Genomic DNA, 24,043 nt, shown 5'->3' with positions numbered 1-24,043 from the left:
TAGGCCTACTTCCTCTCCGAAAAGGTAGTCCCGAAATCGAGCCTCCTTTCACCACATTTTCACCATTCCCGCCTCGCCGTGCCACAATCCGTCACGAAAAAGTCACCCATGCTCCTCCGGTTCCTCGCTTTTGCCGCCTGCACTCTCCCGGCCCTGGCCGCACCGGAAAAGAAAGTCGTCGACGGCGTCACCTATCACATCCTCCACGCCAAGCCCGCCCAAGTCCGGGTCATCTGGAAAGACACTCAGGGCCGCCAAATCGAGACCTTCCCCCAAGCCACCGCCTACCTCACCGGCATCGGCGAAACACCGGAAACCCTCATGAACGGCGGCATCTACGAGCCCCACGGAGTCCCCAGCGGCCTCCTCGCCCAAAACACCCGCGAACTACACCCCCTCAATCTAGCCGACGGCAAAGGCAACTTCTTCCTCAAGCCCAACGGCATCTTCCTCATCGGCGACAAAGGCGCCGCCGTCATCGACAGCACCGAATATCCACTCCCCGGGGTGAAAGTGAGCCACGCCGTTCAATCCGGCCCGCTTCTCCTGCGAAACGGCAAGGTTCACCCAAAATTCCGCGCCACCTCGACGAACCGCCTTCACCGCAATGGCATCGGCGTCACGAAGGACGGCACCGTCGTCCTCGCCATGACCGACATCCATTCGCCGAAATACCCGAACCTCTACGAGTTCGCCATGCTCTTCGCCAGCCTCGGCTGCTCCGACGCGCTCTTCCTCGACGGCGACATCAGCCAGATGCGCTCGGGCGAAGCGCTCACGAAAGAAAGCGGCCCCTTCGGCTCCTTCATCGCTGTGGTGAAGGACAAGGACGAGAAGCCATGAAACCACGCACCATCGTCACCCTCGCCATCGTTGTCACTGTCGCGGGAGCTGCAGCCTTTACCTACGCGAAGCTCACCATCCCATTCCACTATGCGGATAGGCTGATCAACAGGGATGCCGCGTCCCATCTCCTCTCGCTCCAAGCAAAGGGAGAACAAAGCCCGGAGGTGCTGGCCACGCGCTATGTGTTCTTCCGGACCGACTATCAAGAGTCGGTGCCGACAAGGATTCAGGTGAGCTCGAAGAAAGTGGCCGCCGATACGATCCGCGTGCGAGTCTATGATCCCCATTGCGAGGACGACAGCACCGACTCATCGATTGAGCGCGTGTATCTTCAAAAGGACCAGTCGCAGCGCTGGATTCCTGTCCGGGTGGAATGGTCCCACCGCGGCCGCGGCAGATTCGGATGGACCACCGAACCCACCACATGAAGATCTGGGAGAACAGCTTTCGGAGCTGCCTATCCATGAGCCAACACCCGACCTATCGCATCGCCCGGGAAACCGACCGTCCGCAATGGCTCAGTCTGCGCTACGATCTGTGGCCTCATTGCCCCATCGACCGCCATCGCCTTGAGATCGAACAACTCCTCAAGTCCGAAGGCATCGTCGCCGTCGCCGACATCAATGGAACCCTCGCAGGCTTCGCCGAAGTTTCCCTCCGCCACGATCACGTCGAAGGCACCCGCTCATCCCCCGTTCCCTACCTCGAAGGATGGTTCGTCTCCCCCGAGTATCGCCGCCACGGCATCGGCCGCGGCTTGCTGGACTTCGTTGAACAATGGGCCGTCGCCCGCGGCTTCAATGAACTCGCCAGCGACGCAGAGCTCGAAAATCTCGAAGGCATTAACCTCCACGCGAAACTCGGATTTGCCGAGGTCGGACGAACGGTTCATTTCGTAAAACCTCTTCCCGAACGATCGATACGCAGCTAATTCCAGCTTCCGCCCCGTTCACGAATCCGCTCAGATTGAGAGAGCCACATGAAACTCGTCACCTTGGCCATTCTCTCGCTCATCACCACCCATCTTCATGGTGAAGACGCCCCCGCTGTGAAAGACGATTCACAGGGACAGCCCGCGCAGGAAGACGAGACCCTCAAGGTCTTTCCCGATCCCTCGGGAAAGGAGTATTTCCCGAAAGGCGAGGCATCCTACTACACGAGGTATCTGTCCGCGATGGCCGAACCTTCCGTCAAAGCCGACTTGGAGAAAGGTGTGGAGCGCGTCTTCCGCTTCACCTATCTGCGTAGCTTCCACGATCCCATCGCGGTCCGTTTTGTCGACCGTGGTGGAATATTCACCGTCAGAGCCGTGCGGATGAAGATGGATAGGGAGTATCGCCCCGTGAAGATCGTGGACGACAGGACGTGGAAACTCGGCGCCGAAACCGCAAAGGCCGTTCAAGCCGCGTTATTGCAAAAGGAATTTTGGAAGCCATTGAATGACATTGAGATGGCCGTGGCCCAAGGTGGATTGGATGGATCCCGATGGATTTTCGAAATCCACGACAAGGACGGCTACCGGATGATCGACATCTGGACCCCGAATGCTTTGGCGAAGTCGGGAGCCGACAAGATTCGGGATTTCCTCGTCTACAAGAACACCGGCGAGAAGATCCTTGAGATCGGGAAGATTTTGCTGAAACCCGAAGAGCGGTACTGACCAGGCACAAGCAACCGCCACAAACCCATGCCGGAATCCTCCATCGAAGTCATCGCCGCCGGCATCAATACCGTCGACTTCCTCGCCCGTCCGCCGGACGGCGTTGTCGTCGGCGGGAAATACGAGACCGACGAGCTCGATGTCCAGGGCGGAGGCCCCGCATCGACAGCTGCCTGCATCACCGCCGCCTTCGGCCATGCCACCGCCTTCATCGCCCGGCTCGGCGACGATCCCGTCAGCCTGCTTTCCCGCTCCCAATTCGCCGCCGCCGGCATCCGCCCTGACTTCATCATCCATGCACCGGGCGAACGAGTGGCGATGTCCCTGGTCCAGATCGACCGCACCACTGGCGAGCGCACCGTCTACTATAACCTCCGTAATTACGGCTGGCTTCACCCCGAGGACATCCCCGCCGATGCCATCCGGAAGGCACGCCTCATCTTCGTCGATGGCTACGACGCCCCCGCCGCGCTCGGTATGCTCCGCGCCACCCACGGCAGCGATTGCCGCAGCATCATCGATCTCGAACACGGCGACACCGCCTTCCTCCACGAGTGCATCTCGCTCGCCACCGATGTCCTGCTGCCGCTTCACACCGCCCGCGCCGCCACCGGAAAAGAATCACCCGCCGATTGCCTCGCCGCCCTGGCCGATCTCGGCAGCGGCCAAATGATTGTCACGGACGGCGAGCGCGGCTCCTGGGCCCTCACCGCGGAAGGCATCCTCCACCAGCCATGCTTCCCCGTCGAAGTCGTCGACACCAATGGCTGCGGCGACGCCTTCCACGGCGGCTACGGCGTCGGCCTGCTGCGCGGCTGGCCCCTGCCCCTGCGCCTCGAGTTCGGTGCATGGGTCGCCTCCCGCGTCGCCACCGCGCTGGGCGGCCGCCGCGGCATCCCGGATCTCGACATCGCCCGCTCCGATCGCCATCGCTTTTCCGCCGCCCTCCAAGCCGCCCTCTTCTCCGCGTGATATGAAAGCCCGCCTGTTAGAAAAGCTCGCCGCCATCCGCCGCGGCGACCCGCATGCCTTCATCCTCGCCGATGCCAAGGACGCCGACATGGCCTGGGGCATCCCCGCTCCGGGCACTCCATGGCCACCGCAGGAGAAGGCATGGCACAGCATGCCGGAGTTCCGTCAATCAATCCGCGAAATCGTCGCCGATGGCGTCATCGACATTCTGTTAGGATCCGTCTCGCAAATGAGCCTCCTCGCCCACCGCGAGCGCGTTTTCGATGGCACCGAAGTCACCCCCGCGATCCGCGCCAATGACACCACCGACATCTGGTGCGGCCGCGGCATGCGCTACCGCGAGTCAGCCTCACGCCCCTTCGCCTCCTGCGACCTTGCCGAAGTGCTCGCCATGACCTCGCCTGCCAAAGGCCAGCCCGACATCAGCCTCGGCCTCTACTCGATCACCTTTAACAACGACCTCGAAGCCGACCGCGAAAGCATCACCGCCTTCAAGGCCTTCCGCCTCGAAGCCCAGCGTCTCGGCTTCCGCTACTTCCTTGAAGTCTTCGCCCCCAATCTCGAAAGTCGCGTCGCTCCCGCAGACCTCCCGCATTTCCTCAATGACCAGATCTGCCGCACGCTCGCCGGCGTTCCCATCGGCCACGGCCCGGTCTTCCTCAAAATCCCCTTCCTCTCCCCCGGCGCGATCGAAGACCTCGCTGCCTACGATCCCGAGAACCTCATCGTCGGCATCCTCGGAGGGAGCTCGGGCACTACGCACGATGCCTTCAAGCTCATCGCCGAAGGCCAGAGGCACGGCGCCCGCGTCGCCCTCTTCGGTCGCAAGATCAAGGACGCCGAGCATCCCGTCGAGTTCGTCCGCCACCTCCGCCGGATCACCGATGGCGATCTCTCGCCCGTCGAGGCGGTGAAGTCTTATCATGCAGCTCTAGGGAAGCTCGGCATCCCTGCAAAACGCAGCGTGCAAGATGACCTGAAGCTAACAGCAGTCGAGCTGAGCTACGCGCAGTAGGAGGCGTCAAGCCACGCCCGCCACCCTGCACCGGCACCTTACGCCCGTGTCAGGTAAAACCCCAATATCACGAGTTCTTGTGCCCCGCATGGACCCTCGTTAGGTTCATCGCTTGGAGCCTGATCAATGAATCCACGTCACCAAGAACTCATCAACGCCGCAAAACCCTTGGTGCGGAATCTCATCCTGGGCCGCTCCGACCACGACGCGGCGTCCGTCGCCTCGGCGATTCGCTCCTCCACCGGTGCCATTTACACGGGGGTATGCATTCACTTGAGCTGCGGTCTCGGATTCTGCGCCGAGCACGCTGCTGCCGCGGAGATGATCAAGGCAGGTGAAACCCAGATCGAATCCATCGTCGCCGTTGCGGAGGATCGCATTCTCACCCCCTGCGGACGGTGCCGGGAATTCCTCGCCCAGATTGATCCACGCAATGCCAATGCGATGGTCATCCTCGGCGATGACCGTGCGGTGAGGCTCGTGGACCTCCTCCCTCATCACTGGCTCCAGCTCACTCCGCTCATCTAGGCCAACCCACTCTCATCCTCCCATGAAGACGCCTTCACTGAAGCTCTCCGAAATCGAACAGATCGTCATCACCGTGAGCGATGTCTCCACGGCGTTGCCCTTCTATCGCGATGTCCTCGGCCTAGAATTTCTCTTCAGCCCATCGCCCACCCTCGCGTTCCTGATGGCCGGCAAGATCCGCGTGATGCTGAGCACACCACAGGGCGCGGGAACCGTCGGAGGCAATTCGATCATCTACTTCAATGCCGTCGACATCGCCGCTACCCATGCCGCGATTCTTGCTCGCGGAGCACAAAACGAGCGTAACCCGCAGCTTGGCGCGCGCCTGCCAGACAAGGAGATCTGGGCCTCTTTCGTGCGCGACCCCGATGGCAACTTGATCGGCCTCATGGAAGAAAAGCGCGCCTGATTTCGTTCGCAAGATCCGCCACGATAAGGCGAGACATCTTGAAGAACCAAGAGAAGGGGGAAGGCACTCTGCACGCCAAATCTTGGGGGATCCTACGCGAAGTCGTAAGGGGTTCGGTGCGCGTCGGAAATTGATATTCCGGAACTCCTAGATTATTCTCCTGCCGCGCCGGCCTCCCAGGCCAACCACCCCGGGCGCTGTTGTTGCTGTTCTCACCCCACCCCTACCCCTGAATGAAAGCTGTCTCCCTTGCGGGGGCCTTCCTTGGCTCCGCTTTGCTCGCATGCATCATGGCCTCGCCTCTCTCGGCAGCCATTGTCTACTCACAGGACTTCTCAAGCATCACGCTTGCGGATAAGCCGAACTCCTATCTGGGCGGCTACTACGGCTCCCAGCTTGCCTATGGCGAGTGGGTCCGCTCCGGCTCCACCGTGTCTCTCACCTCCGGCAGCCTTCAGGTCAGCAGCGACAGCGGCTTCCGCAGCGCGGCAGTGCTGCTGGACCCGGCACTCTTTCCCTCCGCCGGCACCTACACCCTCACCTTCGATGTCCTCGGCTACAGCGGGGACGCGAACGATACTGCCACCGTCGGTGTCTGGACCGGCTCCGGTTACGACATGGCCCACAGTAGCGGAAATGCGCTCATCCTGAATAGCCAGACCGGAAATCTCCAGGCTCTGGGCAGCGCCACCTCCAGCCTCCTGTCGTCCACCACCTACTCCGTGGCCGGCACCTACAGCGTCAATTTCACCTACGACGGTTCTAGTACCATCGCCCTCTTCTTCGCGGCCACCACCGGCGGCTACCCATTCCCCACGGTTCTATACGACGATGTTTCCATCGCTTCCGCAGCCGCTGTCCCGGAAGCTTCCATTCCCGCCATCCTCGGCTTCGCCGCATCCATCGGATTGCTTCGCCGCCGCCGCTAAGGGATCTCATCGCCGGAATCCGGATGGAATTCCATGATATCATTCGACTGGCCGGACTTCGTGTTCCCTCTCAGGATCGCGCTTCATGAACCCCGTCCCTGCCCCATCTCCGAATCGCGATCTCCTCTGGCTGATCTTCGGCGCCCTGATGCTGATCGCGGGCATTCAGCTCATTCCGATCCGTGGTGAAGCCCGTGAATGGCTTGGCAAGGGCTCCCTCCTCGTCGCCGGCATCGTTTTCACCGCGCGCTTTGTCGTGTTCCTGTTGAATTACGCCGCTAGCGATCTCCCGGCTCCTCTCACTGATCGCACGCCAAAGGAGCCTGCCCCGGCCAAGCGCGACGACAGCTGGCCCTGAAATCACGGGACGTCCCCAGGCAAACCCGCCCATGCAGATTCATCATTGAATTTGCCGCCGCGCGTGATGAGGTAGGAGCATGAAAGCACCTCTCCGGAAACTCGCCGCGCAGGCAGTCTTGGCGGGCGTCACCGCCCTCAGCGTGGGTTGCTATCCTGCCTACCCGCCGGGCTCGGCTTACAATACGTCCGCCTCCGGCTACGCGCCGGATGCCAAGGGCTACAATGTCCCCTATAGCGACTCCGCCCCACAGCAGCCCGCTCCTCCTCCCGGCCGCTACGGCGTTGACCCAGCCCTCGTCGTCGCGGGCGCGGCAGCCGTGGGATTGCTTGGCTACGCGATCGGCAGCCACCATCACCACGACTATTACTACGCCCCGGGGCCCTATCGCTACGGTCCCGGCTACTACGGGCCGCGTTGCTACCCGTATTGAGGAAACGCAGGCGTAAATTCCCCGACTCCGCGCCTGCGCCAACCATCCGGAAATTTTTTCCGGTGGTTCGTCCGCAGATGTCCCGAAGCCGCCTGCCGGTTCGTAGCTCCATGGAACGAAACAAAACTCCGCTCCATCCTCAACACCTCGATTCCCATGGCTACCAAAGCTCCTTTCTCCGGTGGATGCGCTTGCGGCGCGATCCGCTATGAAGCCACCGCCGAACCGGTGGTAATGCTCCACTGTCACTGCCGCGATTGCCAGCGCTCCAGCGGCGGACCCTTCTCATCGTTCGTGCTCGTGCCCACGGAGGCGTTCAAGCTCTCGCAAGGCACCCCTCGCTTCCACGCCTCGCCCAGCGAGGCCGGCGGTATGACCCGCCGTGGCTTCTGCCCCGATTGCGGATCACCCGTTGTCGTCAAACCCGACGCCGCGCTCCAATTCACCGCGATCCGCACGGCAAGCCTCGACGACCCCAGCTGGTTCACCCAGCAGCTCGATGTCTGGACCTGCGACGCTCATCCATGGGATCAGATGGACCCCGCAGTGCCGAAATTCGAAAAGTATCCAACGGGCTGATCTCCTTCAACATAAGCGCGTTCGCCTGCAGCTCCCCCGAACGGAGAACTTGAGGTACGTCCCCGGCTCACCCCAAGCTGGCGAAGCTCACCTCTCCTTTTATGCGCTGCTTCTTCTCCTTCGCCCCGCTTGCACTCGCGCTGAGCCTTTTCGCCACGCCGTCCACACAAGCCCAAGCCACTGGCGATGCCCCCATCGCAAAGCGCGCACGCGTCATCATCGACAACGACTTCGGCGGCGACCCGGACGGCCTGTTCCAACTCGCGCATCACCTCCTCTCTCCCTCCATCGAGGTCCTCGGCATCATCGGCTCGCACCATCACGCCGGCGGATTCTACGGCTACCCCGGCACCGCCGATCATGCCGTGGAGATGGCAGACCAGCTCCTCGCCGCCATGAACCTCACCGGCAAGGTCCCGGTTTTCAAAGGCGCCAATGAATCACTTGCCGATGCGAACACCCCCGTTCCGAACGACGCGGTGAAGTTCATCGTCCAGGAAGCCCTGCGCGAGGATACGAAGGAACCCCTCTATCTCGTCTGCGGCGCCGGCCTCACCGATACCGCCAGCGCCTGGCTCACCGAACCGAAGATCGCCACCAAGCTTCGCCTCATCTGGATCGGCGGCCCCGAATACCCCGGCACCCCGCCACCGCCCGGAGCCTCGCGCGTCGAGTATAACCTCAGCATCGACCGCATCGCCGCACAGGTCGTCTTCAATCAATCCGACCTCCCGCTCTGGCAAATCCCGCGCAATACCTACCGTCAAGCCCTCGTCTCCCATGCCGAGCTCAAGCACCGCATGCAGCCGGAAAACGCCCCTCTGCCCCGCTTCCTGTTAGAACGCCTCGAAGACCTCATGAAGCGCGCCAAGGGATCCCTCGGAGAAGCCTACGTCTTGGGTGACAGCCCCCTCGTCCTCCTCACCGCCCTGCAATCGTCTTGGGAAATCGACCCATCCTCCAGCAAGTTCATCGAAGGCCCCGCCCCCCGCATCGATGACAAGGGCCAATACGCCGACCGCTCCGACGGCCGGAACATCCGCGTCTACACGAACATCGATACCCGGCTCATGTTCGAGGACTTCTACGCCAAGGTAACCTCGTCCCAAGAAACGCAGGACATCACCAAGCCGGCTGAATCCACTTCAAACATCCATCTCTACTTGGATGGCCAGTGGGGCGTGGACTCGGACATCTACATTTATCCGGACGGCACCTACAGCTACGAAACCTATACCGACAAGGATCATAAGGCGGTCCGCAAGCTCCAGGGAAAGATCGAAGGACTCTTTCCCGAAGTGATTCGCCTGGTCGACGAAAACAACGCTTGGTCAATCACCCCGGAGTCCCTGAAAGAGGACTTCGAGAAGGCAAAGAAGGAAAGCGCCATGACGATGGAGATCGCAGATGGAGACCACCAATATCTCACGATCAAAACGGAGCAGAAGGAGCTCAAAGCGGACTTCTACGAACCGGACACATTCTCGGAAGCTTACCCCACAGCCAAGGAACTCGGAATCTTCAGTTCCTTGACCCGCCTCATCATTGCCAAAACGGACGAGCCCGAAAAAGCCGAGCCAAGCGACGGGAACGAGCCGACCAAGTAGCTACCCCTGTTCGAGGATATAGGCCACCGCCTCGCCCAGACACGCCCCCACGGCCTGCTTGTCGTACTTGTCGCCCCTGATGTGATAGATCAGCTCCCGGTAAGGCAGGATCGGCGGGTGCGCGAAGACCCGCACATCGGAACCGGCAGTAAGCCGGAAATACATCGTGTACTTCTCTGAGCCCTTGTACAGCTTCACCACCAACTGAGGACGCGCACCCTCATCAAGCTGGGGAGCCTCACCTTCCTTTTCGATGGTATAGGCCAGCCGGATCTCATGCTCCGCCAGAACCTTCTTCGCCTCTTCCAGTTCTTTGGCGATGTCTCCGGAACTCTCGGCCAAGAATTTCTCAACGCTCGGCTTTGCTGAGTGACACTCTTCACCGTCTTTTCGCGGCGAGACTTGCTTGGGCTCATTCAACGCCTTCTTCACCGCATCTACGATACCTGTCGTAACAGTCATCTGAGGTGCCGCACCCAAGGGCTGGAAGCCACCAAGGCAAAGAGCCATCAAACCGTAGCAACGGACCGCTAAGCCGCTTCCGTAACCAAGGGCGCTTGGAGCGGCACCTCGGTTTGCTAACATCACTTGGATATTAGCAACCCCTTAACGTCGCGCAACGAACGAATCGCCAAGCCACCGCTAATCATCGCCAATACCCCGCTAAAGGACATCCTCATCCCACCGAAAATGAAAATCGGCGACGACGAAAGCTATCTCATGATTGAGCGCAGGGACGACAATGATCCCTACTCGGGCTTCTCAATCTCCGCGCATTGCGGCTCCGGCGATTCCATTTTCACCGGCTCCAATGGCACGGCCCATTTCGACCAGTCCGACGAAGCAAAACGCAGCTTCCTCGAATTCAAGACGCTCCACCGCAATGAAACGCGGATTAACCTGACCGAAGGATGCTTCCTCGCGCTCACCCGACAGTCACGGGGAGACATTCAGGTGAATTTCGAAATCCAGCGCTACCACCTCCAGGCCACGCTCCGCGGCCGAGTCTTGGTGGCAGGCGAGGATTCCACGGCATTCCTGCAAGAGCTCGGAAAGATGGCCTATCACAGCGAAGCGTGAGCCAAGACGCCACATCGGCCCCGCCCCGCCTTGGAGAGCCCCAAAACCCACTGACAATCAATCACCAGAGATTCCCTTTCGCGAGCCTTTCCCGGAGCTTGCCCCCCACCACGCAGCCACTCATGCTCCCGGCCGCGCCGCTTCATGAAAGTCAGCCCCTACAAGCGTTTGGAGAAAGCCGTCAAACGCGCCTACCTCAAGCCCCTCACCCTGCTCCGCTACGGGACGCTCCGCCCGGAGCGCGCGAAGCTGCATGGCAGCGACCACTGGATCTATATCGATCCGGGCGACCCTTGCGCCCGCAAGAAGGTCATCGAGGAGCCACTGCGGGGAAAAGTCTCCGACAATCTCATCTTCTGGCGCGACTTCACGACCCACCTCCATCCCGACCTCATCGTGGACGTCGGCCTGAACTACGGCGAGTGCATGTTCGGCACCGACTACGAGACGAACGCCACGCTCTACGGTTTCGAGGCAAATCCCCGGCTCATCCCGCATCTTGAGAAAAGCCGCGCCGACCACCCCGCCGGCGAGCGCATGACCATCACGAATTGCCTCGTCTCCGACGCACCCGCCGAGGACATCCCCTTCTACGTGAATCCGGACTGGAGCGGCAGCTCCTCCGCCGTTCGCGAAATGAATGACCGGCCGGAATCGCTCGAATTCAAGCTCGCCGCCAAGACCATCGACTCGGTGGTCCCGCTCGATGTCGCACGCGGCAAGACGCTGCTCTTCAAGATGGACATCGAGGGCTATGAGAGCAAGGCACTCCGCGGATTCGTGGAAACACTTGCCTCGGTGAATCGCTCCGTCGGCTTCATCGAGTTCGATGCCCAATACATCACCTGGGCCGGCCAGTCGCCGATGGAATATCTCGGCTGGCTGCAGCAGCGCTTCCACACCTACCGCGTCGCGAACATCAGGACGAAGACACTGAAACGCGTCGAAGGCTTCGCCGACATCCCGAAGCTCCACGGCGACCCGAACCGCGTCCACGTGGACCTTGTCCTCGTCGGCAAGCAATCGCCGGAAAACTGGCTCGCCCCGCAGTGGACGGTCATTGAATCCAGCCCGAGCGCCGCATGATCCCTCTACTGAATCAGGACGGAGAGCATCTCGGCTTTCTCCTCCCCGCAGACCTGCCCGATGAATACTCGTCGATTGAGGGCTCTTGGGAAACCGAGTGCGTCTTCATGGCCCTTCCCATGGAGACCGATGGCTTCGACGATCCGGCCTTCGCCATCCTCGAAAGCCACAAGCAAGCCGGCGAGCATCACCTCGCGGTAAGCAACGACGGAACCGCCCTCTCGTTCGTCGCCACCGCTCCCACCGGAGAGCAGATCTTTGTTCATCTGCCGGATGCTCCCACCGGAGTCTGGGGAACCTTGGAAGCCGGTGCCGAAACACCCGTGGGACATGCAGTTCGAATCCCCGACCAAGACGCTTGATGGAATCCCGCAGGCAGATCGTTTCCACCACCGTCCTGGCATGATTCCCGAGTTACCCGCTGACACCCTGGCGGAAGTCGTTTCGCTGGCAGATGACCTCGATGCCCTCCTGACCCGCAAGCCTCGCACCAAGGCCACGCCCTTCGACGCGCGGCGGCAGGCATTGTTAGAAAAGCATCTCGGCCGTGAACTGAAGACGGCACCGGAACCACTGACCTGCATCGGCGATAGCAATACCATGTTCTTCGCTGGCGCGGAGCGCCTGCGCTTCATCCGCTACCGCCGCAGTGCCTTGTGGAAGCCGCATTGGATCAATCGCGGCATGGACCTGTTGCCCTGCTTCCGCGTCTTTCACGTCGGCCCAGCCACCGCATGGAAAGCCGGCGACCCTGGCTCCTCCACACGCTCCCGCGAGAAGATCGAGATCCTCCTCAAGAAGGACGTGAAGCCCGGCAGCAAGGTGCTCCTCTCCTTCGGCGAGATCGACTGCCGCATCCACATGGCCAAGGCCGTGATCGCCGGCGGCAAGATCGACGACGTCGTGGAAAATACCGCCGCCAAGTTCGTGAAGCTCCCGCAAGCAATCGCCGCCCGCGGCTTCAAGCCCATCGTCTGGGGCCCGCCCCAGATCATCCCGAAGGACGAGAACCTCTCCAGTCCCACCTTCCCCTTCATCGGCTCATGGGAACTGCGGCGAGACATCACCTACTCCTACACCGCCCGCCTGCGCGAGCACTGCGAAGCGGCAGGCATCCCCATGATCGCTCTGGCCGGCAAATACCACGAACCCGCAGTGAAGGCGGACATCAAGCTCTTCCACGATGGCACCCACCTCTCACAACGCCTGATGCCACTGGCCCTCGACGAACTCCAGAAAGCAGGAGTGCTCACGCTGTCGTGATCTCATGCCCTTAAGGAGTGTCGACGTTCCGTCGACACGGCGTGGACGGCACGTTCACGCTCCACCACCTCTCGTTCGTGCTCTTCAACTCCTACACCTTCCTCCTGGTTTTCCTGCCGATCGCGCTGATCGGCTGGAATGCCCTGAAGCGCGCGCCCTTCCGCGTCGTGCTCGGCTGGCTGGTGCTGGTGTCCCTCGCCTACTACGGCGTCTGGAATCCGGACCCGACGAAGCCTTGGAGCCCGAAGTACGTCCTGCTGATCCTCGGTTCCTGCACAGCGAACTACTACCTCGGCCGTAGGTTATCGGCCCTGAAATTCACCCGGCCCGGCAAGCTGCTCCTCACGGGCGGCGTCACCGCAAACCTAGCGTTACTAGGCTACTTCAAATACGCCGGCTTCCTCGGCGGCATCTTGCATTCGCTGACGGGCTGGCCGGCCAGCATCCCGGACATCGTCCTCCCGCTCGCGATCTCCTTCTTCACCTTCCTCCAGATCGCCTACCTCGTCGACGCCTACCGCGGCGAGACCGAGGAATACCATTTCACGGACTACCTGCTCTTCGTCACCTTCTTCCCGCACCTCATCGCGGGCCCGCTGATCCATCACCGGGAGATGATGCCGCAGTTCCGCAAGTCGCAGCACGGCTGGCATCGCGACTTCCCCGTCGCCCTCGGCATGTTCCTGATGGGCCTCTTCAAAAAGGTCGTCATCGCCGACAATGTCGCGCGCATCGCCACGCCCATCTTCGGACTCGCTGCTGAACATGGCCGCGATCCAACCATGCTCGAAGCATGGATCGGCGCCGTCGCCTACGCCCTCCAGCTCTACTTCGACTTCTCCGGCTACTCGGACATGGCCCTCGGCTCGGCCCGCCTCTTCGGCATCCGCTTCCCGTTGAACTTCCACTCGCCCTACAAGGCCGACTCCATCGTCGAGTTCTGGCGCCGCTGGCACATGACCCTGTCCCGCTTCCTGCGCGACTACCTCTACATCCCGCTCGGCGGCAATCGTAAGGGGCCCGCGCGCCGCTACGTGAATCTCTTCCTCACCATGCTCCTCGGCGGTCTCTGGCACGGTGCCGGCTGGACCTTCATCATGTGGGGCGCACTGCACGGCATGTTCCTCTGCGTGAACCACGCATGGTTCGGCCTGCGGAAAAAAATGGCATGGAGCGCCCTGCCAAAGCCGCTCGCGATCGCGCTCACCTTCATCGCCGTGCTCGTCGGCTGGGTCTTCTTCCGCGCCCACGACTTCAGCAGTGCTGGCCGCCTGCTCGCCTCCATGTTCGGCCTGCATGGCCTCGGCGGTTGGCCGGACAAGGCCACTCGCGTCATCCAAAGCGTCGAACCGCTGAAGCTCATCCCCGTCCTGATCGGCGTGTGGCTGCTGCCGAATACCCAGGAGATCTTCGCCCGCTACCGCCCCGCCCTCCGCGTCTCCGGCGCACCCTACCCCGCCGGTGGCACCCGTCGCTGGTGGCAATGGCGCCCGACCAAGGCCTTCGCCGCCGCCACCGTGCTGCTGGCCATCGCCACCGGCCTCCAATTCGACAAGGTCAGCGAGTTCATCTACTTCCAGTTCTGATTCGATCCGATTCCCCGTGCGCGCCCTCAAACGCTACCAGAAGTTTTTCCTCATGCTGCTCGCCGGCATCGTGGTGGCGGGCTTTGTCTTCAATACCACCGTGAATCCGTGGCGCGTCACGCCCATGCCATGGAGCTTGTCGCAACTCGATCCCTATCGCCCGATCGACAATACCTGGAACCGCACCGCCAAGGCCGGCCTAGTGCGCTCGGGCACCTGGGACGCAGCCATGTTCGGCTCCTCGCGCGTCGATATCGGACTCGACCCCAAGCACCCCGCCTTCAAGGGCCTGCACTGCGCGAACCTCGGCCTCAATGCCGGCCTGCTCGTCGAGAACCACGCGATGTTCCGCTACTACTTCGAGCGGCAGCATCCCCGGCTGGTCGTGCTCGCCATCGATGCCGGCGACATCAGCACCCCGCCGCCGAAGATCAATGTCACCGACTTCGCGCTCTCGCCGCTCGATCCGGAGGCGAATTCATTCGAACGCGAGCTCCGCTATCACGCCGGCATCTCCACCCTGGCAGCATCCTTCGCGACCGTCGGTCGCGCCATCAAGGGCAAGGTGGCCGATCACACGCCTCAGGGCTTCCGTCGTGATGCCCCCTTCCCGGCGAATCAGCGGATGTTGATCTCCTCGCTCTACCTTTCCACCACCTACCGCATGGTGCAGTCGCACATCGCCAATGGCGGCTTGTCGGAAGCGAAGATGAAACTGCTGGAGGAAATTGTCGCCAAGTGCCGCGAAGCCGATGCGCGGTTGGTGATTTTCTTCACGCCGAATCACGCGCTCTTCCAGCTCGCCTACCGCGAGCTCGGCGATCCCGACTGCTACTTCGAAAAGGACCGCCGCGCCCTTGCCGAACTCGCCGCCCGCTCCAATGCCGCCGCCCCATCCGCCCCCCCGGTGGAAATCTGGGACTTCCTCGATGGCCACCCGCTCAATTCCCCGCCGCTGCCAGCCGCAGGCGACAAAACCGGCCACATTGAGAACTGGATCGATCTTTTCCACGCCACGCCTGTCATCGGGAAGGAAATGCTCGACCGTCTGGACGGTCCCGGCACTTATGGCGAGCGTCTGACGCCCGAGGGCATCTCCACCCGGATCGAGAAGGTCCGCGCCCAGCTCGACGACTACGCCTCCCGCCACCCGGACGATGTGGCCTTCCTCCGCCAGTCGCTCGCCAAATTCCAAGCACCCACACTCGAGAAGTGACCCGCGCCGTCGTCGCCATGATCAAAGGTGGACTGGGCAACCAGCTCTTCGCCTACGCTGCTGCCCGTGCATACGCGATTCGCACGCGCCGCGAGCTGTGGATTGATGAGGTGTCCGGCTACAAGCGCGACGGCTACGGCCGCGCTTACATGCTCGATCTCTTCCCCATTGCCGGCACCCCGGCCACGCCGCGTTGGCGCTTCGGCGACCCAAGAGGCCTGCATCACAAGACGATTCGCTCCTTCAACAAGCTCCTGCCGCAGGCCTTCAAGTCCTACCTCGCCGAAGAGAGCGACCAGCCGGAAACCCAGCTCACCGGCTTCGTCACCAATCGCCAGGTCGTCCGCCTCAACGGCTATTGGCAGAGCGAAAAGTATTTCTTCGAGCGCGCCTCGATCATCCGCAAGGAACTCCAGCCGCCACCCTTCCCCGAGGGACCGGATGCCGACTTCGAAGCCCTGCTCGGCTCGACCAATTCCGTCTTCCTCCACATCCGCCGCGACCGCTACTCCCCGCGCCTCGGCTCCGGCTACTACGAATCCAGTATCGGCGCCGCGATCTCCACGCTGGGAAGCTGCCACTTCTATGTCTTCGGCGACGACCTCGATTGGGCGAAGCAATACATCGATTTCCACGGCGCACCGGTGACTTACGTCTCGGAGCCCAATAGCGATGAACTGCGTGACTTCCGTCTGATGGCCGCCTGCCGCCATGCGATCATTGCCAACAGCTCCTTCAGCTGGTGGGCCGCATGGCTTCGCCGCCATGCCGACAAGCGCGTGTGGACCCCCAACGATCCCGGCTGGCCCCTCAAGCCAGCATCGGAGTGGACGAAGGTCCCAAATCGCCTGGAACACTAAGACTGGGAGCGCGGAAGTGGAGCGCAGTGGAAGTGGCCCGGACCATCTCCTTTTATCCGGGCAATTCATTCCGCCCGTTGGGTGCCGCGCCAATCTTCCAAGCAGGATAGTCGCGATACCAGCCGCGCATGCAATTCGCGGATGCTACTTGCCGACGAGTTGCAAATCGCCGTGTTAGAGCGCATCGCGATTTCATCTTCACGAGTTTGATTCGGCAATCCGACCCTTGCCACTCAAAGACTCCAGACCTTGCCCATGGCATTCGGCACGTCCCCTGCGCTCTAGGATGATGTTCGCCCATTCACCCGTGATCGCACATCCATAGCTTCTTCCTCTCCCGTGTCATGGCCACTACCCCCAATGGGCTCTCCAGATCCGTGAAGCGTTTTCAACCACCAGGAAAACGACTCCAACCTCATGAGAACGACGGTTTTTCTCTCCGTCCTGCTCGGGATCTGGATGCAGCTTCACGCTGCTTCAGTCTCGGGAGAACTGCGCAAGTGGCATAAGGTCAATCTCTCGTTCACTGGGCCCTCCACCAGCGAAACGGCCACTCCCAATCCCTTCACCAACTACCGGCTCGATGTGACCTTCCGTCACGCAGGCAGCGGCAAGTCATACGTGGTCCCCGGCTACTACGCGGCGGATGGCAATGCGGCTAATACCTCCGCCACTTCCGGCAATGTCTGGCGCGCCCATTTCGCTCCGGATGAAACCGGAACATGGACCTACGAGACATCCTTCCGCAGCGGCACCAATGTCTACGCCGGAGCCCCGGGCTCCGGCACTAGCGCCGGATTCTTCGATGGCGACAGCGGCAGCTTCACCGTGGCGGACACGAACAAGACCGGCCGCGACCTCCGCGGCAAGGGGATGCTGCAGTACGTCGGCAAACACCACCTCCGCTTCGCCGGCACCGCCCAATACTTCATGAAGGCCGGCGTCGACTCTCCCGAGAACCTCCTCGCCTATGCCGACTTCGACGGCGAATTCAAGACCGACGGCCAGGGCGACGACATGATCAAGGCCTGGCAACCCCATGTGAGCGATTGGAAATCGGGCGACCCCGTCTGGCAGGGCACCAAGGGCAAGGGCTTGATCGGCGCCATCAACTACCTCGCGTCCAAGGGACTGAATTCATTCTCGTTCCTGACTATGAACATCAATGGCGACGACAAGAACGTCTTCCCTTACGTCGACTACGGCTCCCGCGATCGCCTCGACGTATCGCGGCTCGATCAATGGGAAATCGTCTTCGAGCACGGCACCCGGAATGGGATGTATCTCCACTTCAAGACCCAGGAGACCGAGAACGAACTGCTTCTCGACAGCGGCAATCTCGGCAACCAGCGGAAGCTCTACTACCGCGAATTGATCGCGCGCTTCGGACACAACCTCGCGCTCAACTGGAACCTCGGCGAGGAGATTAACGACGCTTCGACCTCCCAGAAAAAGGCATGGGCACAATACTTCCACGACACCGATCCCTACCATCATCACATCGTCATTCACAATGGCGACAGTCACTTCGACCTGATGGGACCGGGCTCGGAACTGACCGGCATGTCGTGGCAAGCCAACGCCTCGAACTTCAGCGACACCTTCCCCAACGTCCTCAGATACATCGAAAACGCCGACTCCGCAGGGAAACCCTGGGTCGTGGCCTGCGATGAACCCGGCGACGCAAGCCTGAGCCTGCGACCCGACGATGACGCCGGCAACAGCCACACCGATGCCCGCCGCGATGCCCTGTGGGCCTCCTTCATGGCAGGCGGTGCTGGGATCGAATTCTACTTCGGCTACAGCAAGCCGAATTCCGACCTCACCTGCGAGGACTTCCGCAGCCGCGATTCCTTCTGGAACTACTGCCGCTACGCCATCGATTTCTTCGAGTCCGGCGCGGTCCCCTTCCAGGACATGAGCAATCACAACGAGCTCATCAGCGGAAGCGGTGACAATCTCAACCGCTGCCTCGCCAAGCCCGGGGAAAGCTACCTGGTCGACCTGCGGTCCGGCGGCACAGCCACCCTCAATCTCTCCGGCGCCAGCGGCAGCTTCCGCGTTCGTTGGCTCGATCCCCGCAATGGCGGAGGCCTGATCACCGGCAGCTCCGTGACAGGCGGCGGCACTGTCAGCCTAGGATCACCGCCAAACTCCACCACCCAAGACTGGATCGCACTGGTGGACAAGTCCACCGGCGGCTCCCCGTCCAACCAAGCGCCCATCGTGAACGCCGGGCCGGATCAAAGCGGCACTCTCACCAGCACCTCCGCCACCCTGACCCTAAGCGGCAGTGCCACCGACGATGGCCTTCCGGCAGGATCCTCTCTAACGACGAGCTGGACCCGCGTCAGCGGACCCACGGGAGTTTCGTTCGCCACGTCCACCTCGCAGTCAACCAACGCGACCTTCTCCGCCGCAGGAACCTACGTGCTGCGCCTCACCGCCAGCGACGGCGAACTCACCGGCAGCGATGACGTGACCATAACCATTACCTCGTCCTCCGGAGGCGGCGGGACATCATCATTCATCGCAACCCAGGATGCTTACACCGAGAACGGCACCAACCGCAACGTGAGCTCCATCCGAGTCGAGAGCTCCGATCGCAAGCGCATCGCCTATCTCCAGTTCAATGCCCAGGGCATCGCCTCCGCCACCAGCGCCACCCTCAAGCTTACCGAAAGCGATGACGACTCGGCCGGAACCATGACCCTCCGGCTCTACGCGGGCCTCTCTAACAACTGGTCCCAAACCACCATCACCAGCTCGAATGCACCCGGCAAAGGAGCCTTGCTGAACACTTTCATCGGCGACATCACCGACGGGAAGGAGATCTCATTCGATGCCTCCACCTTTGTCACCGGGCCGGGCACATACACCTTCATCCTTGAGGCCGACTCATCCAGCCGCGACGTGGCCTTTGCTGCCAGCGAGAATTCAGCCGTCGCCTCACGACCCCAACTGGTCATCACCACCGGCGGCGCTCCGCCGTCGAATGCGGCACCTGTCGTAGGCGCCGGAGCCGATCAAACTACCACCATCGGCACCTCCACCGCTCAAGTGCAGCTCAATGGGAACGCCAGCGATGACGGCTTGCCCTCCGGCTCGTCACTCGCCGCCACGTGGTCTCGCATCAGCGGCCCGGCAGCCGTTTCATTCTCATCCTCTACTACCCCCAGCACCCAGGTCACCTTCCCTCAGGCGGGAAGCTACACCCTGCGCCTGACAGCCACCGATGGAGCCCTGACCTCCAGCGACGACGTGATCGTGACGGTGAATCCCCAGCCCCCCGCCAATCAAGCACCGGCCATCAGCGCCGGCCCCGATCGCACTGCAACCTTGAGCGGCGGTCAGGCCGTCCTCGCCATCGACGCATCTGCCGGCGATGACGGCCAGCCCTCCGGCTCCTCGCTCACGGTGGCATGGTCACGCGTCAGCGGCCCCGCCACAGTGACATTCTCCAGTCCATCTTCAGCAGACACGAATGCCACCTTCACGGCCGCCGGCACCTACGTGCTCCGACTCAGCGGATCCGATGGCACCTTGAGCAGCACGGACGACACGACAGTGGTAATCAGCAGCTCCCCCAGCGGTGGAACTCAAACATCGTTTCAAGCCACCCACGACGCCTACACCGAAAACGGCAGCAATCGGAACAACACCAACCTCCGCATCGAAAGCACCTCACGGAAGCGCATTGGCTACCTCCAATTCGATCTATCAGCCGCCGTTTCCCCGGTCAGCTCAGCCACCTTGGTCCTCACGGAAGCCGACGACGTTTCCTCCGGCACCATGACCCTGCGCCTCTTCGCCGCCACTTCGAACTCGTGGAGCGAGAGCACCATCAGCGGCAGCAATACCCCCGCAAAAGGTACCGAACTCGACTCCATCACGGCCGACATTCGCAATGACCAGTCCGTGAGCTTCGACATCTCCGACGTGGTCACCGCCCCCGGCATCTACAGCTTCGTTCTCGAAGCCGACGCATCACCCTATGACGTCGCGTTCGCATCCTCCGAAAACGCGACCACCACCGCGCGGCCGGTCCTGCTGCTCACGGGCGGCTCGGCCGCAGCCGCCCAGCCGATCACCTCGCCGCCAGCATCTGAGGCCGTCGCCCCATCGGCACCAGCCACCACCATCCGCAGCATTGCCGGCCAAGGGATCCGGGTCAGCATCGCGGGCGTCGCCGGACGATCCTATCGCACCCAGCGCAGCAGCGATCTGCTTCACTGGGAAACCCTGAAAACAGTGACCGCATCGGAAGATGGAGTCGTCGACTACATCGACGCCGATCCACCACTTACCCAGGCCTTCTACCGCCTCGAATGGGATGACTAAGCCTCATTCGGGGCCGGTTCGCCCTGACTGAGCGCTGCAAGCAGATAACGCATCTCGTCGTCAAGATCCGCGGGGTCGTTCAAGGTGCTGGCAATCTCGGCGCGGACGATCTCCCGGAAGCGCTTCCGCAGGCGGTGGATCGCTACCTTCAAGGCACCGGTGCTCATATCCGCCCGCGTCGCACAGACTTCCTGCGATTCGCGAATCTCTCCTGACGCAAGCCAAGGCCTGATGATTTGGAACACGCCTCCACGTCCGGATTGCTCCTCCTCGGTCTGCAACAAGGCGAGCGAGCGTTCGATGATCGACACTGCCCACCTGCGATCGAACTCCACCTCCGGCCACAAGATCCCGTGATTCGATTCGAGTTCGACATGCTGCACGCCGCCACCGCGCTTCTCACGATTCTCATCGCGCCGGCGATTCGCGATGAAGTGTTTCAAGGCGCCGAGCAGGTAACTTCGGAAACGTCCCCGTTCCTGCTGGGCTTCGCCAAGAAAGTCGCCGGCCAGCACTTTGGAAAAGAAATCGTGCGCGAGGTCACTCGCTTCATCGCGATCCCTGCCCTCACGGCTGAGGAAGGCCACGACTGGTTCATAATAGTGCGCGCAAAGATCGGCCAGCGCGGCCCGCGCCTCCTCGGTATCGCCATGCGAATTCCGCACCAGCGTCCAGCGTGTCGTGTGAAACGAGCGGGTCACGGCTTCTTCCGCTTTTGTTGATCGAGCTTCAGTTGCTCTTCCAGAAAAGGGATGACTTCGCTCTTCTTCGTGAGGACGAAGCGGACCGGCCAGATAGCTCCTGAAAACGCAACGCCCGTCGGTTCGAGCGGAACTTCCGGCTTCAGCTCACCCTTGAAGTAGGAAGTGGAGCCTCGCGAAAACGCGAGGTCGGCCATGAAGCGACCGTCGCGCTGCGAAATGCGGCCGACAGTCTGGTCATTGGATTTGATCATCGCTCCGATCGTGATCCCGTGCGTGAGAAGTCCGGCCGGCAATGACGGAGGCTCCGAGTAATACGTGGGGTGCCAGATGTGGAGATACCATTGCTCCGGCTGGAGCGGAGCATCGCTGTCCGAGACGGCAAGCCACAGCGACCCCGTGTCAAAGTAGTCGCCCAGATGGACCAGATCGAGCGGCACGTTTCGCAAGCACTTGCCTACCGGATCCGCGATCTCGCGGAAATTCTTCGCGATCTTGTCGAAGGTGATATGCTGGTTCGCGAGATCGACCGCGTCCTTCGCCTCCTTCTGCGTGTTGTCGGTGATCACCTGATAGTTCAGCTGGGGCCGCTCGGCCTTGCCCACGCTGTAGAAGAGGTTGCGTCGATAGCCTTTCCCGGAGGCATCCGGAAGCAGGGGCACGATCAGCGGATCAAGGCCATCGGCCCAGAGATGGAGAAAGCCCGGCTTTTCGGCAATCACTGCCACTTGCCGGACCTCGCGCGCTTCGTCGCCGTCGATGACGCTGGTCTTTTCGATCAGCTCCAGACGCACGTCCGTGGTCAACTCGGCGGGTTTTCCTCCAAGCGGATCGTCCTGCCTCCCCACAGATGATCCCGCGGTGGACTTGGGCCCCGATGCATCCCGTTGGACAGCCGGCGTTGGGATTCTGGCTGGCTCGCGGCGCACGGACGACCAGACAACCTTGAACGAGAGCGCCGCGAGAATGACCACGCCAAGAGTCACCACAAGGCGCGCCGGCCAAGAGCTTGGGGGAGGAAGCGCTTCCTTCGGATTCTTCCAACGCCGCACGAAGTTCCCGGTGACCCATATCCCGGCAATCATCACTGCCACCTTGAAGACATCCTGGAGGAAAAACGGCAGGTTTCCTCCGGTCCATCTCCACATGCCCGGCGGCAACATCGCGAGACCGAGGATCGCAAAGAGCAACCAGATGCCGAAGGCGGACGCTCCCAACCACAGCCACCCGGCTGAAGCGAACGATGGCTTTCGGCCCCCGTTGGCCAGCAATGCATCGAGGCGTTCGCCCGCACGTCGCTTGAAGAGGAACCACAAAGCCCAACTGATGCCCGCAAGCACCATCGCCACTTCGGAAAGCTGCCACGGCGTCGGCGCGATGACGACACCTCCCACCCACTTGTAGCTTCCGACCGGCGCATCCGCGAGCCAGCGACGTTCCGCAAGCCACGGCTCGCCAAGCCCGATGGCGGTGACGGTGACCGGCCGCTGGCTCACACTCTTCGGGGAGGTCACCTCCCGGCTCATCCAGGTGCCCGCGAGGCTGAACGCGACTGCTGCGTGCGCGAACCAAACCCGCGGAGCATGCCCGCCCTGCTCTTCCTGCGATGGCTCGCCGGCAAGCGTCTCGACCTGCGTCCTCAATTCACCAGCGCTGCGCTGACGTGAGTGCGGATCCTTTTCCAAAGCCTGCCGCACGATCGCGTCCACCCGCGGATCGGCAGCGGACTTCGTCGATGGTGCAGTGAACGACTGCTGCGGGAGTTCACCGGTCAGTAGTTCGTAAAAGACCACGCCGAGCGAATAGATGTCGGCGCGATGGTCGACATCGGAAGGACGATCACGCTGCTCCGGCGCCATATAGCTGGGAGTGCCGAGCGCCGCTCCGGCTTGCGTGAGCAGGGAATGGCCGACGCTTTCCGAGCCATGGGGAATCTCCGCTTCGGCGGCCAGTTTCGCGATCCCGAAGTCGGCGAGCTTCACCCGGCCGCGCGAGTCTAACAAAAGGTTCTCCGGCTTGATGTCCCGATGCAGCACCCCTTCGTCGTGCGCGAACTGCAGCGCCTCGCAGATCTTGGGCACGATGCCCAAGGCTTGTTCCGGCGTGAAGCGCGACACCTTCATCGCCTGACGCAGGTTCACTCCATCCACGAACTCCATCAGCAGGTAGAAGAAGCCCTCTGCCTGGCCATAATCATAGACGGCCACGATGTTCGGATGATTGAGTCTCGCCAGCACTTGGGCTTCGCGTTCGAAGCGCCCGGCGAAGGCGGGATCGGCAGCCAGCGAATCCGGCAGCAGCTTCAGGGCGGCTAGGCGGTTCAGCTTTGGCTGCCGCACCTTGAAGACCGAGCCCATGCCACCGCGGCCGATCTGCCCCAGGACTTCGAACTGCGGAAAAGCGGAGGCTACCTGTTCGAGTTCCGGTCCCGCCGCGGCGACTGCCGGCTCGGTGGGCATCGCTGCGGCAGCCATCAGGCAGCGCGCGCAAAGCCCAGCTGCATCAAGCGGCGCGCCGCATTCAGGACAACCAGACGGTGTGAAGGATGGATTCATGCGATTCCTTCCTGAACCG

General features: G+C 61.9%; 24 protein-coding genes. 21 read left to right on the top strand and 3 right to left on the bottom strand.

From position 1 onward, the window contains the following. Positions 1-108 precede the first annotated feature (108 nt). The 13 genes from WKV53_RS05790 (at position 109) to WKV53_RS05730 (ending at position 9,336) form a co-directional block, all read left to right on the top strand. Entirely contained in the window at positions 109-843 is a 735-nt protein-coding gene (locus tag WKV53_RS05790) for a phosphodiester glycosidase family protein (protein WP_341403411.1), read from the top strand. Further along, complete coding sequence (locus WKV53_RS05785) at positions 840-1,274, top strand: hypothetical protein (RefSeq protein WP_341403410.1); 435 nt, start codon at positions 840-842, stop codon at positions 1,272-1,274. Before WKV53_RS05790 ends, WKV53_RS05785 begins: the two co-directional genes overlap by 4 nt. Before the next feature lie 35 nt (positions 1,275-1,309). Next, positions 1,310-1,777: an aminoglycoside 6'-N-acetyltransferase gene (gene aac(6') / locus WKV53_RS05780; protein WP_341403409.1), complete on the top strand. Its 468-nt coding sequence runs from the start codon at positions 1,310-1,312 to the stop codon at positions 1,775-1,777. A 48-nt stretch (positions 1,778-1,825) separates the two neighbouring features. After that, positions 1,826-2,506, top strand: a complete 681-nt coding sequence (locus WKV53_RS05775) for a hypothetical protein (RefSeq protein ID WP_341403408.1) — start codon at positions 1,826-1,828, stop codon at positions 2,504-2,506. Positions 2,507-2,533: 27 nt separating this feature from the next. Continuing rightward, positions 2,534-3,478: a carbohydrate kinase family protein gene (locus tag WKV53_RS05770; RefSeq protein WP_341403407.1), complete on the top strand. Its 945-nt coding sequence runs from the start codon at positions 2,534-2,536 to the stop codon at positions 3,476-3,478. 1 nt (position 3,479) lies between these two features. Beyond that, positions 3,480-4,493, top strand: a complete 1,014-nt coding sequence (locus tag WKV53_RS05765) for a hypothetical protein (protein WP_341403406.1) — start codon at positions 3,480-3,482, stop codon at positions 4,491-4,493. Between the two features lie 126 nt (positions 4,494-4,619). Further along, entirely contained in the window at positions 4,620-5,021 is a 402-nt protein-coding gene (locus tag WKV53_RS05760; RefSeq protein WP_341403405.1) for a cytidine deaminase family protein, read from the top strand. Positions 5,022-5,043: 22 nt separating this feature from the next. Further along, on the top strand, positions 5,044-5,430 hold the full coding sequence (locus tag WKV53_RS05755; protein WP_341403404.1) for a VOC family protein: 387 nt from the start codon (positions 5,044-5,046) through the stop codon (positions 5,428-5,430). A gap of 233 nt (positions 5,431-5,663) precedes the next feature. Then, positions 5,664-6,359 (top strand): hypothetical protein, encoded by a 696-nt coding sequence (locus tag WKV53_RS05750; RefSeq protein WP_341403403.1) that lies wholly within the window; start codon positions 5,664-5,666, stop codon positions 6,357-6,359. A gap of 85 nt (positions 6,360-6,444) precedes the next feature. After that, positions 6,445-6,717: a hypothetical protein gene (locus WKV53_RS05745; RefSeq protein WP_341403402.1), complete on the top strand. Its 273-nt coding sequence runs from the start codon at positions 6,445-6,447 to the stop codon at positions 6,715-6,717. A 79-nt stretch (positions 6,718-6,796) separates the two neighbouring features. After that, a complete protein-coding gene (locus WKV53_RS05740) occupies positions 6,797-7,150 on the top strand; it encodes a hypothetical protein (protein WP_341403401.1) in 354 nt (117 codons plus the stop codon). A 156-nt stretch (positions 7,151-7,306) separates the two neighbouring features. Further along, positions 7,307-7,729, top strand: coding sequence for a GFA family protein (locus tag WKV53_RS05735; protein WP_341403400.1), 423 nt, complete (start codon positions 7,307-7,309; stop codon positions 7,727-7,729). Between the two features lie 101 nt (positions 7,730-7,830). Then, positions 7,831-9,336, top strand: a complete 1,506-nt coding sequence (locus tag WKV53_RS05730; RefSeq protein ID WP_341403399.1) for a nucleoside hydrolase — start codon at positions 7,831-7,833, stop codon at positions 9,334-9,336. On the opposite strand, the gene WKV53_RS05725 is transcribed toward WKV53_RS05730, so the two are convergent. Further along, positions 9,337-9,846: a hypothetical protein gene (locus WKV53_RS05725; RefSeq protein ID WP_341403398.1), complete on the bottom strand. Its 510-nt coding sequence runs from the start codon at positions 9,844-9,846 to the stop codon at positions 9,337-9,339. Positions 9,847-10,026: 180 nt separating this feature from the next. On the opposite strand from WKV53_RS05725, the gene WKV53_RS05720 reads away from it, so the two are divergent. The 8 genes from WKV53_RS05720 to WKV53_RS05685 all read left to right on the top strand — a co-directional run bounded on the left by WKV53_RS05720 (position 10,027) and on the right by WKV53_RS05685 (position 20,768). Then, a complete protein-coding gene (locus tag WKV53_RS05720; protein ID WP_341403397.1) occupies positions 10,027-10,416 on the top strand; it encodes a hypothetical protein in 390 nt (129 codons plus the stop codon). Between the two features lie 144 nt (positions 10,417-10,560). Continuing rightward, positions 10,561-11,502: an FkbM family methyltransferase gene (locus WKV53_RS05715; RefSeq protein ID WP_341403396.1), complete on the top strand. Its 942-nt coding sequence runs from the start codon at positions 10,561-10,563 to the stop codon at positions 11,500-11,502. Next, the gene (locus tag WKV53_RS05710; RefSeq protein ID WP_341403395.1) at positions 11,499-11,864 is read left to right on the top strand and encodes a hypothetical protein; all 366 of its coding nucleotides are present in this window, start codon (positions 11,499-11,501) and stop codon (positions 11,862-11,864) included. The genes WKV53_RS05715 and WKV53_RS05710 overlap by 4 nt, the downstream gene beginning before the upstream one ends. Continuing rightward, positions 11,833-12,765, top strand: coding sequence for a hypothetical protein (locus tag WKV53_RS05705; protein ID WP_341403394.1), 933 nt, complete (start codon positions 11,833-11,835; stop codon positions 12,763-12,765). Before WKV53_RS05710 ends, WKV53_RS05705 begins: the two co-directional genes overlap by 32 nt. Before the next feature lie 17 nt (positions 12,766-12,782). After that, positions 12,783-14,351: an MBOAT family O-acyltransferase gene (locus WKV53_RS05700; RefSeq protein ID WP_341403393.1), complete on the top strand. Its 1,569-nt coding sequence runs from the start codon at positions 12,783-12,785 to the stop codon at positions 14,349-14,351. Positions 14,352-14,367: 16 nt separating this feature from the next. Further along, entirely contained in the window at positions 14,368-15,567 is a 1,200-nt protein-coding gene (locus tag WKV53_RS05695) for a hypothetical protein (RefSeq protein WP_341403392.1), read from the top strand. Beyond that, positions 15,564-16,427 carry an alpha-1,2-fucosyltransferase gene (locus tag WKV53_RS05690; protein ID WP_341403391.1) on the top strand — a complete coding sequence of 288 codons (864 nt, stop codon included), beginning with the start codon at positions 15,564-15,566 and terminating at the stop codon, positions 16,425-16,427. The genes WKV53_RS05695 and WKV53_RS05690 overlap by 4 nt, the downstream gene beginning before the upstream one ends. A 417-nt stretch (positions 16,428-16,844) precedes the next feature. Then, positions 16,845-20,768, top strand: coding sequence for a CBM96 family carbohydrate-binding protein (locus tag WKV53_RS05685; RefSeq protein ID WP_341403390.1), 3,924 nt, complete (start codon positions 16,845-16,847; stop codon positions 20,766-20,768). On the opposite strand, the gene WKV53_RS05680 is transcribed toward WKV53_RS05685, so the two are convergent. Both WKV53_RS05680 and WKV53_RS05675 read right to left on the bottom strand, forming a co-directional pair. Then, positions 20,765-21,469, bottom strand: coding sequence for an RNA polymerase sigma factor (locus tag WKV53_RS05680; RefSeq protein WP_341403389.1), 705 nt, complete (start codon positions 21,467-21,469; stop codon positions 20,765-20,767). The two genes, WKV53_RS05685 and WKV53_RS05680, sit on opposite strands and share 4 nt — an antisense overlap. Then, on the bottom strand, positions 21,466-23,943 hold the full coding sequence (locus tag WKV53_RS05675) for a serine/threonine-protein kinase (RefSeq protein ID WP_341403388.1): 2,478 nt from the start codon (positions 23,941-23,943) through the stop codon (positions 21,466-21,468). The genes WKV53_RS05680 and WKV53_RS05675 overlap by 4 nt, the downstream gene beginning before the upstream one ends. Positions 23,944-24,043 lie beyond the last annotated feature (100 nt).

This window comes from Luteolibacter sp. Y139 (assembly GCF_038066715.1).
Classification (GTDB): domain Bacteria; phylum Verrucomicrobiota; class Verrucomicrobiia; order Verrucomicrobiales; family Akkermansiaceae; genus Haloferula; species Haloferula soli.
Note: the sequence above shows the minus strand (reverse complement) of the source record. Positions and strands in the feature narration are given on the sequence as shown.